The following is a 17,113-nucleotide window of genomic DNA, read 5'->3' as shown; positions in this document are numbered from 1 at the left end:
TTTGCAACGTTGTTGGGGGTTGCCGATTCTTCGATTATGTCAAAGACCAAGCCCGCCCCCTTGCCACCAGACACCCTGATCGGGGGTTACCGAATCGTGCGCCAACTGGCGGCCGGTGGATTTGGGGTCGTCTATCTGGCGGTCGATGGCGCCGGTCAGCGGGTGGCCCTCAAGGAGTATCTGCCCTCGGCGTTGGTGGTGCGCCAACCCGGGGAGTTGCTGCCCTCCGTGCCCCCCGAAAAGCTTTCTCTGTACCGGCTGGGCCTCAAGAGTTTTTTCGAGGAAGGCCGGGCGCTGGCCCAGATCTCGCACCCCTCGGTGGTGAGCGTGCTCAACTTCTTCCGCGAGAACGACACCGTCTACATGGTGATGAATTATCTGGAGGGCGCATCCCTGCAGGACTTCATCGTCACCGCCCGCGGGCTCAAACGCAAGAAGATCCTGCGCGAGGCCACCATCCGCTCGCTGTTTGACGAGGTGCTGCGCGGGCTGCGCATCGTGCATCAGCACAAGATGCTGCATCTGGACATCAAGCCGGCCAACATCTTCATCACCGACGACAACAAAGCCGTGCTGATCGACTTCGGCGCTGCGCGTGAGGTGCTCAACACCGAAGGCAATTTCGTGCGCCCCATGTACACCCCTGGCTTTGCCGCTCCAGAGATGTATAAACGTCAGTCCGGCCTGGGGCCCTGGACCGACATCTACGCGGTGGGCGCGTGCATGTACTCCTGCATGCAGGGCTATCCGCCTCACGATGCGCCACAGCGGCAGGAAAAGGACCGCCTGGCGCTGGCCATGACCCGGCTGCGCGGCCTGTATTCCGACAACTTGATCCAGGTGGTGCAGTGGTGCATGGCGCTCGATCCGCTGTCGCGTCCGCAATCGGTATTTGCCTTGCAAAAAGAACTCAACCGCGAGGAAGAGCCGACTTACACCCAGCCTGGCCTGATGGAGAAGATGCGCTTGCACATTGGCGGGCTGCTGGGGGCCAAGACGGTGGCCGCGACCTCTAGCACCGAGCGTTCGAGCTTTCAAGAGCCATGAAATTCTCGGTCTATCAGGTCAGCCGCAAAGGCGGCAGAGAGGTCAACGAAGACCGCGTGGGCTACACCTACACCCGCGATGCGGTGCTGCTCACGTTGGCCGACGGCATGGGCGGTCATCCAGACGGGGAGAAGGCGGCCGAAATCGCGGTTCGGGTGTTCACCCAGCGCTTTGTGTCAGAGGCTCACCCCCGTTTGCGGGACCCTCGCGCGTTCCTGGAACGCACACTGCTGGATGCCAACCAGGCCATCGTGGATTATGCGCACGCCCACTCCATGAGCGACTACCCGCGCACGACGCTGGTGGCGGCGGTGGTGCAGGCGGGCGGCCTCAGTGTGGTGCATTCGGGCGACTCCCGTCTGTACTGGATCCGCCATGGGCACATGGTTCAGCGCACGCGCGACCACTCCTACCACGATAAGCCAGAGCTGTTTCGGCAGATTCCGGCCGGCGTCAACCGCAGCGTGCTGTTCACCTGCCTGGGTTCCGACTCCCCGCCCCTGTACGATGTTTTCGGACCCCAGGCGCTGGAGCAGGGTGACCGGTTGCTGCTGTGCTCCGACGGATTGTGGTCGGTCATGACGGATGAAGACGTTGCTATCGGCTTGCATGGGGTGCCTTTGCAGGATGCCGTCCACACATTGGCCGACGAGGCCGAGCACAAAGCCGGCCGTCATGGGGACAACGTCTCGCTGCTGGCGCTGGAATGGGACACTGCCGACGACTTCGAGTCCACCCAAGTGGTGATACGCTCCGAAGGCTTGGCCGATCGCTCGTTTGCCTCGTCGTTCGGGGCCGTGGATGACACCGCCGAAACCGCTACCGATGCGTTCGACGAGGACACCATCGAGCGAGCGATTGCCGAAATCAACGAAGCCATCCGACGAACCGCGCTGCGCAAGCGCGACCCCTGACCCTTGACCCAGTTTTCTCACCCATGACCGATTCCCTCAGCAGCGATGCCGGTTCCCTGCGCCACGATGGCCGCCGGCCCGACCAGTTGCGCCATGTGCGCATCACCCGCCACTACACCAAGCACGCCGAAGGCTCGGTGTTGATCGAGTTCGGCGATACGCGGGTGCTGTGCACCGCTTCGGTGGAGGACAAAGTGCCCCCACACCAGAAGGGTTCCGGCGAGGGTTGGGTCACGGCCGAATACGGCATGCTGCCCCGCGCCACCCACACCCGCAGCGCCCGCGAAGCGGCCAAGGGCAAGCAAAGCGGTCGCACGCAGGAGATTCAGCGCCTCATTGGCCGCTCGCTGCGCGCGGTATTCGACCTCCGTGCCCTGGGCGAACGCACCCTGACGCTGGATTGCGATGTGTTGCAAGCCGATGGCGGCACCCGCACCGCGGCCATCACCGGTGCTTTCGTGGCCGCCCAGGACGCGGTGCATCGCCTGCTGGCCGAGGGCGTGCTGGAGCGTTCGCCGGTGCTGCACCCGGTGGCCGCCGTGTCGGTGGGCATCGTGCAGGGCGTGCCCGTGCTCGATCTGGACTATGTCGAAGACTCGGGCTGCGACACCGATATGAACGTCGTCATGACTGGCGCCGGCCATTATGTGGAGGTGCAGGGCACCGCCGAAGGCGCCACCTTCAGCCGCGACGAGATGAACCAATTGCTGGTGCTGGCGGAAAAGGGCATCGCAGAGCTGATCGGTCTGCAACGCGCCGCCCTGGCGGGCGCCGATGTCCGGTGAGGGGCCTGGCATGATGGGACATACCCTGGTGCTGGCCTCCAACAACGCGGGCAAGCTGGCCGAGCTGCAAGCCATGTTCGCTCCCCTGGGGGTGCGGCTGATTCGGCAAGCCGAGATGGGCATTCCCGAAGCCCCCGAGCCGCACCGCACCTTCATCGAAAACGCCCTGGCCAAAGCCCGCCATGCCAGCGCCGCCAGTGGCCTGCCGGCGTTGGCGGACGATGCCGGTCTGTGTGTCGAGGCCTTTGGCGGTCAGCCTGGGGTGGACACGGCTTACTACGCCACCCGCTTCGGCTACGAGAAAAGCGATGCCAACAACGTGCGTGCCTTGCTGGAGCAGATGCGTGGCATCACCGATCGCCGCGCGGCCATGGTCAGCACCTTGGTGGCCGTGCGCTCACCCGACGACCCGGAGCCCCTGGTGGCCACGGGGCGGGTCAGTGGCCTGATCACCGAAGCGCCGCTGGGCGACAACGGCTTTGGTTTCGATCCGGTGATGTGGATCCCCGCTTTCGGCCAGACCTTTGCCCAGTTGCCGACCGAAGTGAAAAACGCCCACAGCCACCGCGGGCGAGCCGCTCGGGCCATGCTCGAATTGATGCGCGAGCGCTGGTACCCCGATGACTAAGCCGCAGGTCATCCGCCTCCAGCGGCCTGGGCAGTTGCAGCTTTCGGCCCTGCCGCCCTTGAGCCTGTATGTCCACCTGCCCTGGTGCCTCAAGAAATGCCCGTATTGCGATTTCAATTCGCACGAATGGGGGCGAGCCAAGGGGCAGGCGGGTGAACTGCCGTGGGGGGCTTATCTGGAGGCGTTGCGTGCCGACCTGGAGGCCAGTTTGCCGTTGATATGGGGGCGCACGGTGCACAGCGTGTTCATCGGTGGGGGCACGCCCAGCCTCTTTCCGCCCGAAGCGATCGACCGGCTGCTGTCCGACATCCGCGCGCGGGTGCGCTTGGAGGCCGATGCCGAAATCACGCTCGAAGCCAACCCCGGCACGTTCGAGGCCGACCGGTTTCGGGGCTACCGGCAGGCCGGCGTGACCCGTCTCAGCGTCGGGGTGCAGTCGTTCGACGACCGTTTCCTGCACGCGCTTGGCCGGGTCCACGACGGCGCCCAAGCGCGTGCCGCGCTGGAGGAAGTGGCGCGTCACTTCGACACGTTCAATCTGGACCTGATGTACGCCCTGCCCGGGCAGACGCCGGCCGATCTGGATCGGGATCTGGCCATCGCCCTGGCTTATGCGCCGCCCCACCTGTCGGTGTACCACCTGACCCTGGAGCCCAACACCTACTTCGCCAAACACCCGCCCGAACTGCCCGACGACGACACCGCCTACGAGATGCTGGACTCCATCACCCGCCGCACTGGCGAAGCCGGGCTGACGCGGTATGAAGTGTCGGCGTTCGCACGGGCCGGGCACCGCTGCTGGCACAACACCAATTACTGGCAGTTCGGCGACTACCTGGGCATTGGCGCCGGGGCGCACGGCAAGCTCAGCTTTGCCCACCGCATCGTGCGCCAGGTGCGCTGGCGCGAGCCGCAGCGCTACATGGCCCAGGCCCTGCAAGGGCAGCCTGTGGCGAGCGAGGAGGACGTCGCGCCCGCCGAACTGCCGTTCGAATTCATGCTCAACGCCTTGCGCCTGCGCGAGGGCTTTTTGCTGACGCAATTCAGCGAACGCACGGGGTTGCCGGTCACGTTGCTGGGGCCGGCGCTGCAGCAGGCCGAGCGCCAGGGCTGGATCGAGCGCGATGGGCCATGGGTGCGGCCGACCGAGCGTGGCTTTGATTTCCTGAGCGATTTGCAAGCGCTGTTTCTGCCCTGATCCGGCCCGGCGGCCATGCTGCGGTGTACAGATGCCAGGGGGCGGGCCATAATGGCCGCAGAGAGGTGTGCGATGTTTGCGATCTACGGCACGTCCGGGCTGATGTACCGCGGCCCGCTGGAAGACATGCGCAAAGTGGCCCCAACCCTGCGGGCCGGGCGCGCACGCGCCCTGACCCCTGATCTGGATCGGCCGGCCGCCGAGCCGCCCCCCGCCGTGGCCGCAGAGGCCGAGAGCCGCCCTGCCCAGCAGGCCCTTTCGGCCTACGGCAGGGTGCAGCATCCGCCCACCGAGCGGCGTCCGCTGCAAATCGTCTCCGACGTGATGAGCCGACGCGCCGTGGTGGTGCGGCAAGACATGAACGTGCGCGAGGGCTGGTGGACGCTTTACGAGCACGGGGTGGGGCAGGCCCCCGTCCTCAACGCCGAGGGGGCCGTGGTGGGGCTGCTGTCGCGTGCCGAATTGATGCAGCCGGACCGTCTGCCGCAACCCGGGGGACACGCCCTCGTCTGGCAGGCCCTGCTGGCCCAGCCGGTCAGCGAGGTCATGGTCTCGCCCGTGCCTTGCGTCAGCCCCGACACCGATTTGCGCCGCTTGGCCCAGGCGCTGCTCGATACCGGCCTGCAGGGCCTGCCGGTGGTCGATGCCGATGGCCGCCTGCTGGGCTTCGTCTCGCGCAGCGACATCCTCAAGGCCGTCGTTCACGATCCGCCGCTCGATCTGTGGGCGGGTTGAGGGTCTGCGTCTGCGCACGGCCTGAAACCGGCGACAATACGGATTTGCCGTGCTGCGCACCCCCTGTTGTGCGCAAAGCGTCTGTCATTGCAAGCCTTTGCTTACCGTTGCCGTGAACCTTTCCGACAAGACCTCTGCCGCTCATTCCGATCTCCAACAGCTCGACGCACGCACCGGCGGCGCTTTCTCCGCGCCCACTTCCGGCGAGCGTGCGGCACGCTTGCGCGAGTGGCTGGCCAGCGAGCCCGATGCCGACGCCTTGGCCGAGGTGTACCGCGAGATGTCTCAGCGTGACAAGGGCGCGGCCAAGCTCCTCAAAGAGCGGCTCGACGACATCCGCCGGGCCAAGGCGCAGGACGCCATGGCCGAAGAGTGGGCGACCCGGGCGCGCGCCTTGTTGGCGCAGCCTCGGCTCAATCTGGCCGATGCCATGGCTTGGCAGCGCGACGCCGCCAAGGCGGGAGCGCCCCTGTCGCGCGAGCCGCTGGCCAGCCTGCGCCAGCAACTGGCCGAGCGCATGAAGGCGATCGAAGACCTGCAACACCGCGTGCTGGTGGCCAAGGAGGCCGCCGTGCTGTTGGCCCAGCGTATCGAGGTGTTGTCCACCAAGTCCTGGCTAGAGGCGCAGGCAGCGCTGGACTCGTTGCGGCAGGACGTGGCGAACTGGCAAGCCCAGGCGCAAGCGCTCATGCAAGACGCTGGCTGGGCCAGCCTCGAACCCCGGCACCAGAATGCCTTGGACGGTTCCCGTCAGCAGTTGGGCATCGTCTGGGAAGCCTTTGAAGCGGCCCTGGCCCAGGCCATCGCCGCCGCGGCCGATCCCCAGGCCCCCTTGCCCGCGGTGCCCGTGTGGGCCGATGAGTTGCGCGCTGCCCGTGGCGAAGTGGTTCCGGCCCCCGTTGCCGCCGTGGATCCGACCGAATTGGCGGCCCGTCAGGCGCAGGCCGTGCGGGCGGTCACCGTGGCCATGGAGGCATTGGACAAAGAGCTCGCCGAAGGGCATGTCAAGGCCGCCCCCAAGGCGGCGGCGCAATTGCGCCAGGCCCTCAAAGAACATGGCCGCCACATCCCCGCCGCCGTGGAGGCCCAGGCGCAGGCCCTGCTCGCCAAGAGCGGCGAGCTCGAAGGCTGGCAGCGCTGGCGGGCCGATCAATTGCGCGAAGAATTGCTGGCCAAGGCCGTGGCCTTGACCCAAAGCCCCGAGGGGCAACGCCTGGGTGGCCGGAAAATGCAGGAAACCTTGCGCCAGTTGCGCGAGCAGTGGAAAACCGTCGATCAGGGCGGCGCGCCCAACCATGCCCTGTGGAAGAAGTTCGACGAGGCTTGCAACGAAGCGCACAAGGTGGTCGAGGCTTGGCTTGGCCAGTTGAAACAGCAAAACGAAGCCAACCGCGCGCAGCGTCTGGCGCTGATCGAGGAGGTCAAAGCATGGACGGCTGCCCATGCCGATGCCACCGACTGGAAGCAGCAAGTGCGCGATCTGCACGCCTTCTCCGAGCGTTGGCGCCAGGCCGGGCACCTCAGCGAGAAGTTGTTTGCCGAGGTGCATCCGCTGTGGAAAGCGGCCATGGCCCAGGCTCATGAGCGGCTGGAAGCCGCCCAGGCCGAAAGCGTCCAGCGCCGGCAAGCCCTGATCGAAGAAGCCCGCCAATTGGCCCAGTCACCGGCGCTGCGGGTCGATGCCGTCAAGGCCCTGCAGCAGCGCTGGCAGCAAGAGGCGCACGCCGTGCCGCTGGACCGACGCCAAGAGCAAAAGCTCTGGGAAGCGTTCCGTCAGCCCATTGATGAAGCGTTCGCGCGCAAGTCGGCGGCGCGGGACAAGGCGGTCGAGGCCCTGCATGCCCACGATCAGGCCGTGCTGGATGCCGTGCGGGCGCTCGAAGCCGCCACGGCCAGCGGCGACGCGCAGCAGATCCGATCGGCCATGGCGGCTGTGCAGGCCGCCATGCGCCAGGAGGCGGTGACGCCCGCCCAGACGGGTGCCGATCCGGCGCCAGCCACAGAGCCGGCAGCCGATGCGCCCATCGATCCCACCCCATCTCAGGCGGCCCCGCGCAAGCTGGTGGCCATGCGCGGAGACGACCGCCCTGGCGTCGGCAAAGGCCTGCCGGCGGCACGTCCGGCCGGGCGGGATGCCGAGGCCGGACGCCAGCGGCCCGATCGCTCCGGCGGCCGCGCGCTGCGGGAATCCCGCGGCCCTCGCCTGAGCGATGCGGTTTTCCGGGCGCAGCGCCAGGCGATGGAGCAGGCCGATCAGGTGCTGCGCAAATTGGCCGCGCAAGCGCATGGCGAAGCACTGATGCAACTCCTTCATGCCTGGCAGCAGCGTGCGGCCGATGCCGTCCCGCCGGCCCAGGCGCTGGGTGGCAAGGCCGTGGCGGCTGCCCGCGCGTCCTGGGTCAACGCCTTGGCCGCTGCCCCCAGTGCCGAGGCTCAGGCCCGCAGCGCCGAAAGCCTGCTGCGGCTGGAAATCGCGGCCGATGTGCCCACCCCAGCCGCCCACCTCGACGACCGGCGCGCGTTGCAACTGAAGTTGCTCACGCGCCGCCACGATCCTGCTCCTGCCGACACCTGGGCGCAAGACGTGGCCACGGTCCTGTCCAGCGCCTACGAGGCACAGGCCGCCAAGCGGTTGCAGGCCGCGCTCAAGGCGCTGCTGCGCCGCTGAAGGCAGGGTGCCGAAAGAACGCATCCAGCAGCGGCAGCAAGGTGGGGAATTCCAACGCGTAGCGGGGCCGGTTGACCACGTAAGCCTCGCACGAGACGGCAAAGAACTCGGCCGGATCAGTGGCGCCGTAGGCGTCCAGCCAAGGGGGCGGGGCACCAAAGCGCGCACTCATCTCCACCTGCCGGATGAACCCCTCATAGGCCTGCCCCCAGGTCTGGCGCCACAGACGTTCGGCCGCTGGCGGTGACAGCCCCATGAAACCCCGTGGCAGGCGCGGGCAACCGTCTGCCGCTTCATGGCGCGACTTGTGCCGCATGTCGATCTTGTGGGCGAACTCGTGGATCACCAGGTTGCGGCCGACCGCAGCGTCCTGCCGGGCACCTGCCACATGCGACCAGACCAACATCACCGGCCCGCCGTGCATGGCCTCGCCGGCCAGGGCCTCCCGGTAGCGGTGCACCACGCCGGCGTCGTCCACCACCTCGCGCTGGGCCACCACCTCATCCGGGTGCACCACGATTCCCACAAACCCCCGGTACCAGTCCAGTCCCTCCAGCCCCCAATGAATCCAGGGCAGGCACGCCTGGATCGAGATCGCCAGCGCCATGTCGTCGGTGATGGCCAGGCCCTGCGCACCGCTGAATTCCTTGTCGGCCAGAAAGCGTTGACACAGCATCTGAAGCTGTCGCTTTTCGGCCACCGTCAGGTTGTCCACGACGGGCTGGGCCCGAAGCGCCCGTTGCCACATCCCGTCGGGAATCTCGGGGGCGCCGCCGAGCCATCGGGTCAGCGTTCGGCCGACGCGGCTGTGCCGCCAGCATCGCAGCCAGCGTTCGGGCAGGGGACTCATGCCACTTCGGCGTGTCTGTGCCAGCCCCCACCGGCGTCCAGGCTCAGGCGCTGCGCTCTGGGGGGCTGGGCGGATGCGTCCCAGTCGCTGAGCACCAGTCGCCAGTGGCCTCGACCCAGATTGTGGGCGGCTGGGCGGTGAGTATGGCCGTGGATGAGGTGCTGAGCACCGGTGGTTTCAAGCCAATGCAGGGCGGTGGCATCGTCCACATCGGCCCAGGGCAGGTGGGCGGCTTGCTGCATGGATTGGCGGGCCTGGCTGGCATCGCGCAGCTGCCGGGCGATGGCCTCTCGCTCGGCCAGGGGGCGTTGCAAGAATGCCGCTTGCCATTCGGGGCTGCGGACGGTCTGCCGGAAGGCTTGATACTCGGTGTCTGCCAGACACCAGGCGTCGCCATGGGTCAACAGCCAGCGCTGAGGCCCGAAGGCCAGCACGCAGGGGTCATCCAGGAGCGTGACCTGGGCATGCTGGGCGAAGCCCGCGCCGAGCAGAAAGTCCCGGTTGCCGCGCATCACGTACACCGGCGCGTGGCGGCTCGCGGCGCGCAAGGCGGCCGCGCAGGCGTGCCAGAAACGGTGCTCGGGCGCGTCGCTGGCTTGGTCCAGCACGTCATCGCCCACCCACACCTCGAACAGATCGCCCAGGATGATGAGCGCATCGAACCCACCCCGGCCCAGGTAGCTGCGCCAGGCCGCGGCCGTGGCAGGGTCATGGGCCTGCAGGTGCAGGTCCGAGATCACATCCACCCGACGCCATTCGGGCCGGGCTTCGAGGGTGGTCCAGGTGTTCAGAGCACGACCGCCTTTTCGATCACCACGTCGGTCACCGGCACGTCGTCGTGAAAGCCGCGGCGCCCCGTTTTGACGGCGCGAATTGCATCGACCACCTCCGTGCCGCCAATGACTTTGCCGAACACGGCATAGCCCCAGCCTTGCAGCGAGGGCGAGGTGTGGTTGAGAAAGCCGTTGTCGGCCACGTTGATGAAGAACTGCGCCGTGGCTGAATGCGGGGCCTGGGTACGGGCCATGGCGATGGTGTATTTGTCGTTCTTCAGGCCATTGTGGGCTTCGTTCTCGATCGGCTCGCGCGTCGGCTTTTGCTTCATGCCGGGCTCGAAGCCGCCGCCCTGGATCATGAAGCCGTCGATCACGCGATGAAAAATGGTGTTGTCATAGTGCCCGCTGGTCACATAGGCCAGGAAGTTCTCCGTGGTCTTGGGGGCTTTGTCGGCGTCGAGTTCCAGGGTGATCACGCCGTGGCCGCTGATGTGCAGTTCGACTTGGGGGTTGGCCATGTTCAGTTCTCCAGAGTGGCTTTGAGGATGGTGACGGGTTGGGCCGGCACGTCGGCATGCAGGCCGTGCCGCGTGGTAGGCACGACGCGGATGCGGTCCACCACGTCCATGCCCGAGACGACCCGGCCAAACACGGCATAGCCGTGCCCGTCCCGGGCCTGGGCCTGGTCGAGGAAGGCATTGTCTTTCACATTGATGAAAAACTGGGCGGTGGCCGAGTGGGGGGCAGAGGTGCGTGCCATGGCCACCGTGCCCCGCAGATTGCTCAGCCCATTGCGGGACTCCAGCGCGATGGGCTCGCGCGTGGGCTTTTGCCGCATGTCGGCCGTGAACCCGCCGCCCTGGATCATGAAGTCGGCGATGACCCGGTGAAAAATGGTGCCGTCGTAGTGGCCGTCGCGCACGTATTGCAGGAAGTTCTCCACGGTTTGCGGCGCGCGCTGGGGGTCGAGCTCCAGCACGATCGCGCCGAGGCTGGTCTGCAGGGTGACGCGGGGCGGCTGACTTTGCGCCAGCGCACTGCTGCCCCACAAGGTCGGTGCGATCAGCGTCAGGGCGGCCAGGCGATGGAAGAAGCGGCGGTTCGTCATGGGGCGGTTCGAAAACGGCAAAACGGGCGAAAAAATCGACAGGCCAAGCCCTCAGCGGCTCGCCGGCGCGGCCAGCAACTGCTCGACCGCCTGCAATTTGCGGCTGGCATCCGGCAAGCCCGGGGCGTGGCTCAAGGCGGCGCGAAACGCATTTTCCGCCAGACGCAGGTACACGTCGCCCAGGTTGCGGTGGGCAATCGCATATTGCGGGTTGAGGCGGATTGCCATTTCCAGCGCTTCGCGGGCTTCGCCCAGCCGGCCCGCGGCCGCGTGCAGCACGGCCAGGTTGTTGTGCGGCTCGGGCAGTTCGGGATAGCTGCGGGTCAGCTCCAGGAAGGTGGCCAAGGCGGCGTCGGCTTCGCCGCGCTGCTGCTGGATCACTCCCTGCATGAAGCGCATTTGCGGATCTCGCGGGTTCTGGCTCAGCCAGGATTCGGCCTCTGTCATGGCCGCGGTCCATTCACCCGCCTGGATCAGGCGCTGCACCCGGTCATAGGGGGCGTCCTGCCCCAGCGCGGCGGGGCTGGCGAGTGCGCCGGCCAGAGCCGCCAGCGCGATGAGGGGGGCGGCCAGCCGGGTCGTCCAGAGGCGGGGAAGGGGGGCAGAAAGCGTGTGCGTGCTCATGGGTGACAGACGACGGGCCCCAAGCGCGGCGGACACATGTGCCATGCACCTCACCGCCCGATGTCAGAGGACCCCGATATACTCGAAAGATTGTATCTGAGGGGTGTTTTTCCCCGCTCCTGCTGATGACTCTGCGTATTTTCAACTCCCTGACGCGCCGCGTAGATCCCTTCGAGCCCCTGGAACCGGGGCATGTGCGCATGTACGTCTGCGGCATGACGGTGTACGACCTCTGCCACCTGGGCCACGCCCGCTCGATGGTGGCGTTCGACGTGGTGCAGCGTTGGCTCAAGGCCAGCGGCTACCGCGTCACCTATGTGCGCAACGTCACCGACATCGACGACAAAATCATCGCCCGCGCCCTGCAAAACGGCGAGACCATCCGCAGTCTGACCGACCGCATGGTGCAGGCGCTGCACGAAGACGCCGACGCCCTCAAGATCGAGCGGCCCACGTTCGAGCCGCGCGCCACCGAATTCGTGCCGCAGATGCTGCGCCTGATCGAGGCGCTGGAGGCCAAAGGCCTGGCTTACCGCAGCCCCAACGGCGACGTGAACTACGCCGTGCGCCAGTTCCCGGGCTACGGCAAGCTCTCGGGCAAGAGCCTGGACGACTTGCGCGCCGGCGAGCGCGTGGCCGTGGACGACGGCAAGCACGACCCGCTGGACTTCGTGCTGTGGAAAGCGGCCAAGCCCAGCGAGCCCGACGAGGCCAAATGGGACAGCCCCTATGGGCTGGGCCGTCCGGGCTGGCACATCGAATGCTCGGCCATGAGCTGTGAAATGCTGGGCGAGAGCTTCGACATCCACGGCGGTGGTGCCGACCTGCAGTTTCCGCACCACGAAAACGAAATCGCGCAGAGCGAGGGCGCGACGGGCAAGGCGTTGGCCACGGTGTGGATGCACAACGGCTTCGTGCGGGTGGACAACGAAAAGATGTCCAAGAGCCTGGGCAACTTCTTCACCATCCGCGAGGTGCTGCAAAAGTACGACGCCGAGACGGTGCGCTTCTTCATTTTGCGGGCCCACTACCGCAGCCCGCTCAATTACAGCGACGCCCATCTCGACGATGCCCGCTCCGCGCTCAAGCGCCTGTATACCGCGCTGGATGCGGTGCCCGCGCAGGCCGTGGCCATCGACTGGAGCGACCCCCATGCCCAGCGGTTCAAGGCCGCCATGGACGACGACTTCGGCACCCCCGAAGCGGTGGCCGTGCTGTTCGAGCTCGCCGCCGAAGTCAACCGCAGCCGCAACCCGGCGCTCGCTGGCCTGCTCAAGGCCCTCGGCGCCATTCTGGGCCTGCTCCAGGAAGACCCCAAAGCCTACCTGCAAGGCGGGGGCGTGGGCGGCCTGGACGAAGCGGCCATCGAGGCCCAGATCGCCGCCCGGGCAGCGGCCAAGGCCGCCAAGAACTGGGCCGAGGCCGATGCCATTCGCCAAGCCCTGCTGGCCCAAGGCATCGTACTCAAAGACGGCCCCCAGGGCACCACGTGGGAACGGGTCTGATCCGCGATGACCCTGAAGACCCCCCCTTATTGGTCCGCCGCCTGCGACCACCTTATGCAGCGCGACCGCGTGATGAACAAACTCATCCCGCAGTTTCCCAACGCCTGCCTGCAGTCCCGCGGCGACCCGTTCACCACCCTGGCGCGCAGCGTTATTGGCCAGCAGATTTCCGTCAAGGCCGCGCAGGCCGTGTGGGACCGCTTCGCCGCCCTGATGCCGACCATGGAGCCGGCGCAGTTGCTGCGTCTGAAAGTCGATGACATGCGCGCCGCCGGGCTGAGTGCCCGCAAGGTCGAGTACCTGGTGGATCTGGCCCTGCATTTCGACAACGGGACACTGCGCCCCGACGACTGGCCCGGCATGGATGACGAAGCCATCATCAAGCAGCTCGTGGCCATCCGTGGCATCGGTCGCTGGACGGCCGAGATGTTCCTCATCTTCTACCTGATGCGCCCCAATGTGCTGCCGCTCGACGACGTGGGCCTGATCCGGGGCATCAGCCTCAACTACTTCTCGGGCGACCCGGTCAGCCGCAGCGATGCGCGGGAAGTCGCCGCTGCCTGGGCGCCATACTGCAGCGTGGCGACTTGGTATATTTGGCGCTCGTTGGATCCGGTGCCGGTGGCCTACTGAGCGCTGCGCCCTTGCACGACCACAGGAGTCATACCTTGGCCAAGAAAACCTTTCTGGACTTCGAGCAGCCCATTGCGGAGCTGGAAGCCAAAATCGAAGAACTGCGTTACGTCCAGACCGAATCGGCCGTGGACATTTCCGAGGAAATCGAGCAGCTGAGCAAAAAGAGCCTGCAGCTCACCAAGGACATCTACAGCAACCTGACCCCTTGGCAGGTCACCAAAATCGCCCGCCACAGCGACCGGCCCTACACGCTGGACTATGTGCGCGAAATCTTCACCCACTTCGTGGAATTGCACGGCGACCGGCACTTCGCCGACGATCTGAGCATCGTGGGCGGGCTGGCGCGGTTCAACGGGCAGCCCTGCATGGTGATTGGCCACCAGAAAGGCCGCGACACCAAAGAACGCACCGCGCGCAACTTCGGCATGACCCGCCCCGAAGGCTATCGCAAGGCCCTGCGCCTGATGAAACTGGCCGAAAAATTCGGCTTGCCCGTGTTCACCTTCGTGGACACGCCGGGGGCTTACCCGGGCATCGACGCCGAGGAGCGCGGCCAGTCCGAAGCCATTGGCCGCAACATCTTCGAGATGGCGCAGCTGGAGGTGCCGATCATCTCCACCATCATCGGCGAGGGGGGCTCGGGCGGCGCGCTGGCCATCGCCGTGGCCGATCAAGTGCTGATGCTGCAGTACGCCGTCTATTCCGTCATCAGCCCTGAAGGCTGCGCCTCCATCCTCTGGAAGACCAGCGAGCGTGCCGCCGAGGCCGCCGAGGCTCTGGGCATCACCGCGCATCGCCTCAAAGCGCTGGGCTTGATCGACAAAATCGTCAACGAGCCCGTGGGGGGCGCCCATCGGGACCACAAGCAGATGGCGGCTTTCCTCAAGCGGGCGCTGAACGACGCCTATCGGCAGGTGGCCGACCTCAAGCCCAAGGAACTGCTGGAACGCCGTCACGCCCGCCTCAACAGCTACGGCCGCTTCAACGACACCAAGGCCGACAGCCGCAAGGGTTGATGCCGTGGGCGCCAGCGCCCCTCATGGCGCCGTGGATTGGTCTTCGCATCCCGGCATGGCGGCGCTGCAGCGCCTGGCGGATTCGCAGACGGCGGGTGAGCAGGGTCCCGTGGCCGTGGCATACAGCGGCGGCGCCGATTCCACCGCCCTGTTGTTGGCCGCTTGGCGTTTGTGGCCCCAGCGCGTGTGCGCCTTGCACGTCAATCACAATCTGCAACCGGCCGCTGCCGATTTCGAGCGCCATGTTCGCCGTGTCTGCGCCGATTGGGGCATCCCGCTGCGGGTGCGCCAGGTCCGGCCCACCCCCGCTGCCCGCGACAGCCTCGAAGCGGTGGCGCGCGAGGCCCGGTACGCCGCTTTGGCCAGTCTGGCCCGCGAGGCAGGGGCGAGCACCGTCTGGCTGGCCCATCATCGGCAGGATCAGGTCGAAACCCTGCTGCTGGCTTTGACGCGCGGCGCGGGATTGCCTGGGCTGGCGGGCATGCCACGGCACATGCGGCGTCACGGCATCGGCTTCTTGCGCCCCTGGCTCGATGTCGATGGCGCGGCGCTGCGCGCCTGGCTGGATGCGCACGGCGTGTCATACGTGGACGATCCGAGCAACCAGGATCAGCGCCACACCCGCAACCGCATCCGCCATCGGCTCCTGCCGGTGTTGCAGGAAAGCTTTCCGGCTTTTGCCCAGACATTCGCCCGCAGCGCACGCCACGCCGCGCAGGCCCAGGCCTTGTTGGAAGAGATGGCCCAAGCCGATCTCCAGGCCATCGGTCAGCCGCCCAACATCCGGCGCCTGCAAGCGCTCAGCGAGCCGCGGCAGGCCAATGTGCTGCGGCTCTGGTTGCGCCAAGCCGGCGCGCGCCAGGCCAGCGAAGCCCAATTGCAGCAGGTCCTGCGGCAGATTGCCGCCTGCCGCACCCGAGGCCACCGCATCCACCTCCGGGTCGGCCAGGGCTACCTGTGGCGCCAGGGTGAGGTGTTGCTGTATAAGCCCGATGAGGGGGCGGCTGGCCCGAACTTATAATCTAAAGCTTTGCGTCAGGTCGCCGGCGTCGCAAAAATGTCTCCATCCGGCGCGTAACTGGTATTTCATGGCACTGATCGTTCACAAATACGGCGGCACCAGCATGGGCTCGACCGAGCGCATCCGCAACGTCGCCAAACGTGTCGCCAAGTGGCACCGTGCCGGCCACCAGATGGTGGTCGTGCCCAGTGCCATGAGCGGCGAAACCAACCGCTTGCTGGCGCTGGCCAAGGAAGTGGCCCCCGAAAAACCCGGCACCGCCTACTACCGCGAGCTTGACCAGCTCGCCGCCACCGGCGAGCAAGCCTCGTCGGCCCTGCTGGCCATCGCCCTGCAGGCCGAAGGGCTGGAAGCGGTGAGCTTCACCGGCTGGCAGGTGCCCATCCGCACCAACGACGCCTACACCAAGGCCCGCATCGAATCCATCGACGACGCCCGCATCCAGGCCGAGCTGGCCGCTGGCAAGGTGGTCATCATCACCGGCTTCCAGGGCATCGATGCCGCGGGCAATGTCACCACGCTGGGTCGTGGCGGCTCCGACACGTCTGCCGTGGCCGTCGCCGCGGCCATTGGCGCGGCCGAGTGCCTCATTTACACCGACGTCGATGGCGTCTACACCACCGATCCGCGCATCGTGCCCGAAGCGCGGCGCTTGGAGCGTATCAGCTTCGAGGAAATGCTGGAGATGGCCAGCATGGGTTCCAAGGTGCTGCAAATTCGCTCGGTGGAGTTTGCCGGCAAGTACCGCGTGCCCATCCGCGTGTTGTCCAGCTTCACCCCCTGGGACATCGACCTGAACGAAGAAGCCCGCTCGGGCACCCTGATCACTTTTGAGGATGACGAATCCATGGAACAAGCCGTCGTTTCCGGTATTGCCTTCAACCGCGATGAGGCCAAGATCACCGTCCTGGGCGTGCCCGACACCCCTGGCATCGCCTACCAGATCCTGGGCGCCGTGGCCGACGCCAATGTGGAAGTGGATGTGATCATCCAGAACATCAGCAAGGACGGCAAGACCGATTTCAGCTTCACCGTTCACCGCAACGACCTGGCCAAGACGCTGGACCTGCTCAAAACCCAGGTCGCGCCCAAACTGGGCGCGGCCGAGGTGGTGGGAGATGCCAAGATCTGCAAGGTCAGCATCGTGGGCATTGGCATGCGCAGTCACGTCGGCGTGGCCAGCCGGATGTTCCGTTGCCTCAGCGAAGAAGGCATCAACATCCAGATGATCTCCACCTCCGAAATCAAGACCTCGGTCGTGATCGACGAAAAATACATGGAACTGGCCGTGCGTGCCCTGCACCGCGAGTTCGATCTGGATCAACCGGTCGATTCTTTGGGCAACCGCTGAGTCGGCCCCGGTTTTTGAGGCATAATATTGCGTTCCGGAGTGATGACCGAGAGGCCGAAGGTGCTCCCCTGCTAAGGGAGTATGCGGTGTAGAGCCGCATCGAGGGTTCGAATCCCTCTCACTCCGCCAATGCCCGCCCTTTAGGCGGGCTAATTGGCGTCAATAAGCGCACAGTGAAGCCCCGCAGTCTGCGGGGCTTTTTGTTGCAGGTTCCTGGCTGTGATCCCGGCAGAGTCCTCGAATCCCCGTCT

17 protein-coding genes and 1 tRNA gene are annotated in these 17,113 nt (G+C 66.4%); 13 read left to right on the top strand and 5 right to left on the bottom strand.

Going from position 1 to position 17,113, the window contains the following annotated elements; all coding sequences use genetic code 11:
- Positions 1-36 precede the first annotated feature (36 nt).
- The 7 genes from DFR43_RS02550 to DFR43_RS02520 all read left to right on the top strand — a co-directional run bounded on the left by DFR43_RS02550 (position 37) and on the right by DFR43_RS02520 (position 7,975).
- Positions 37-1,047, top strand: coding sequence for a serine/threonine protein kinase (locus DFR43_RS02550; RefSeq protein WP_133595793.1), 1,011 nt, complete (start codon positions 37-39; stop codon positions 1,045-1,047).
- On the top strand, positions 1,044-1,961 hold the full coding sequence (locus DFR43_RS02545) for a PP2C family protein-serine/threonine phosphatase (protein WP_133595792.1): 918 nt from the start codon (positions 1,044-1,046) through the stop codon (positions 1,959-1,961). The genes DFR43_RS02550 and DFR43_RS02545 overlap by 4 nt, the downstream gene beginning before the upstream one ends.
- 23 nt (positions 1,962-1,984) lie before the next feature.
- The gene (rph, locus tag DFR43_RS02540; RefSeq protein WP_133595791.1) at positions 1,985-2,746 is read left to right on the top strand and encodes a ribonuclease PH; all 762 of its coding nucleotides are present in this window, start codon (positions 1,985-1,987) and stop codon (positions 2,744-2,746) included.
- A gap of 13 nt (positions 2,747-2,759) precedes the next feature.
- Entirely contained in the window at positions 2,760-3,374 is a 615-nt protein-coding gene (rdgB, locus tag DFR43_RS02535; protein WP_133595867.1) for an RdgB/HAM1 family non-canonical purine NTP pyrophosphatase, read from the top strand.
- Entirely contained in the window at positions 3,367-4,572 is a 1,206-nt protein-coding gene (hemW, locus tag DFR43_RS02530) for a radical SAM family heme chaperone HemW (protein ID WP_133595790.1), read from the top strand. Before rdgB ends, hemW begins: the two co-directional genes overlap by 8 nt.
- A gap of 72 nt (positions 4,573-4,644) precedes the next feature.
- Positions 4,645-5,307, top strand: coding sequence for a CBS domain-containing protein (locus DFR43_RS02525; protein ID WP_133595789.1), 663 nt, complete (start codon positions 4,645-4,647; stop codon positions 5,305-5,307).
- 112 nt (positions 5,308-5,419) lie between these two features.
- Positions 5,420-7,975, top strand: coding sequence for a DUF349 domain-containing protein (locus DFR43_RS02520; RefSeq protein WP_245988805.1), 2,556 nt, complete (start codon positions 5,420-5,422; stop codon positions 7,973-7,975).
- Here the strand turns inward: DFR43_RS02520 and DFR43_RS02515 are convergent.
- From DFR43_RS02515 to DFR43_RS02495, 5 genes are read right to left on the bottom strand one after another with little or no spacing between them, the layout of a single operon-like run.
- Positions 7,953-8,825 (bottom strand): M90 family metallopeptidase, encoded by an 873-nt coding sequence (locus tag DFR43_RS02515; RefSeq protein ID WP_133595787.1) that lies wholly within the window; start codon positions 8,823-8,825, stop codon positions 7,953-7,955. The genes DFR43_RS02520 and DFR43_RS02515 overlap by 23 nt on opposite strands.
- Positions 8,822-9,571 (bottom strand): UDP-2,3-diacylglucosamine diphosphatase, encoded by a 750-nt coding sequence (locus tag DFR43_RS02510; RefSeq protein WP_245988804.1) that lies wholly within the window; start codon positions 9,569-9,571, stop codon positions 8,822-8,824. The genes DFR43_RS02515 and DFR43_RS02510 overlap by 4 nt, the downstream gene beginning before the upstream one ends.
- A 41-nt stretch (positions 9,572-9,612) precedes the next feature.
- On the bottom strand, positions 9,613-10,119 hold the full coding sequence (locus DFR43_RS02505; protein WP_133595785.1) for a peptidylprolyl isomerase: 507 nt from the start codon (positions 10,117-10,119) through the stop codon (positions 9,613-9,615).
- Positions 10,120-10,121: 2 nt separating this feature from the next.
- Entirely contained in the window at positions 10,122-10,709 is a 588-nt protein-coding gene (locus DFR43_RS02500; protein WP_133595784.1) for a peptidylprolyl isomerase, read from the bottom strand.
- Positions 10,710-10,760: 51 nt separating this feature from the next.
- Positions 10,761-11,333, bottom strand: coding sequence for a tetratricopeptide repeat protein (locus DFR43_RS02495; protein ID WP_211338584.1), 573 nt, complete (start codon positions 11,331-11,333; stop codon positions 10,761-10,763).
- A gap of 125 nt (positions 11,334-11,458) precedes the next feature.
- Between DFR43_RS02495 and cysS the strand changes: the two genes are divergently transcribed.
- From cysS to DFR43_RS02465, 6 genes are all read left to right on the top strand, one after another.
- Entirely contained in the window at positions 11,459-12,838 is a 1,380-nt protein-coding gene (gene cysS, locus DFR43_RS02490; RefSeq protein WP_133595782.1) for a cysteine--tRNA ligase, read from the top strand.
- 6 nt (positions 12,839-12,844) lie between these two features.
- Positions 12,845-13,471 (top strand): DNA-3-methyladenine glycosylase family protein, encoded by a 627-nt coding sequence (locus DFR43_RS02485; RefSeq protein ID WP_133595781.1) that lies wholly within the window; start codon positions 12,845-12,847, stop codon positions 13,469-13,471.
- A 35-nt stretch (positions 13,472-13,506) separates the two neighbouring features.
- Complete coding sequence (locus tag DFR43_RS02480) at positions 13,507-14,490, top strand: acetyl-CoA carboxylase carboxyltransferase subunit alpha (RefSeq protein WP_133595780.1); 984 nt, start codon at positions 13,507-13,509, stop codon at positions 14,488-14,490.
- A 31-nt stretch (positions 14,491-14,521) separates the two neighbouring features.
- The gene (gene tilS / locus DFR43_RS02475; protein WP_342776090.1) at positions 14,522-15,511 is read left to right on the top strand and encodes a tRNA lysidine(34) synthetase TilS; all 990 of its coding nucleotides are present in this window, start codon (positions 14,522-14,524) and stop codon (positions 15,509-15,511) included.
- A 67-nt stretch (positions 15,512-15,578) separates the two neighbouring features.
- Positions 15,579-16,862, top strand: a complete 1,284-nt coding sequence (locus DFR43_RS02470; RefSeq protein ID WP_133595779.1) for an aspartate kinase — start codon at positions 15,579-15,581, stop codon at positions 16,860-16,862.
- A 36-nt stretch (positions 16,863-16,898) separates the two neighbouring features.
- Positions 16,899-16,991, top strand: a tRNA-Ser gene (locus DFR43_RS02465).
- Positions 16,992-17,113 lie beyond the last annotated feature (122 nt).

It is taken from the genome of Tepidicella xavieri, from assembly GCF_004363315.1.
Lineage (GTDB): Bacteria > Pseudomonadota > Gammaproteobacteria > Burkholderiales > Burkholderiaceae_C > Tepidicella > Tepidicella xavieri.
Note: the sequence above shows the minus strand (reverse complement) of the source record. Positions and strands in the feature narration are given on the sequence as shown.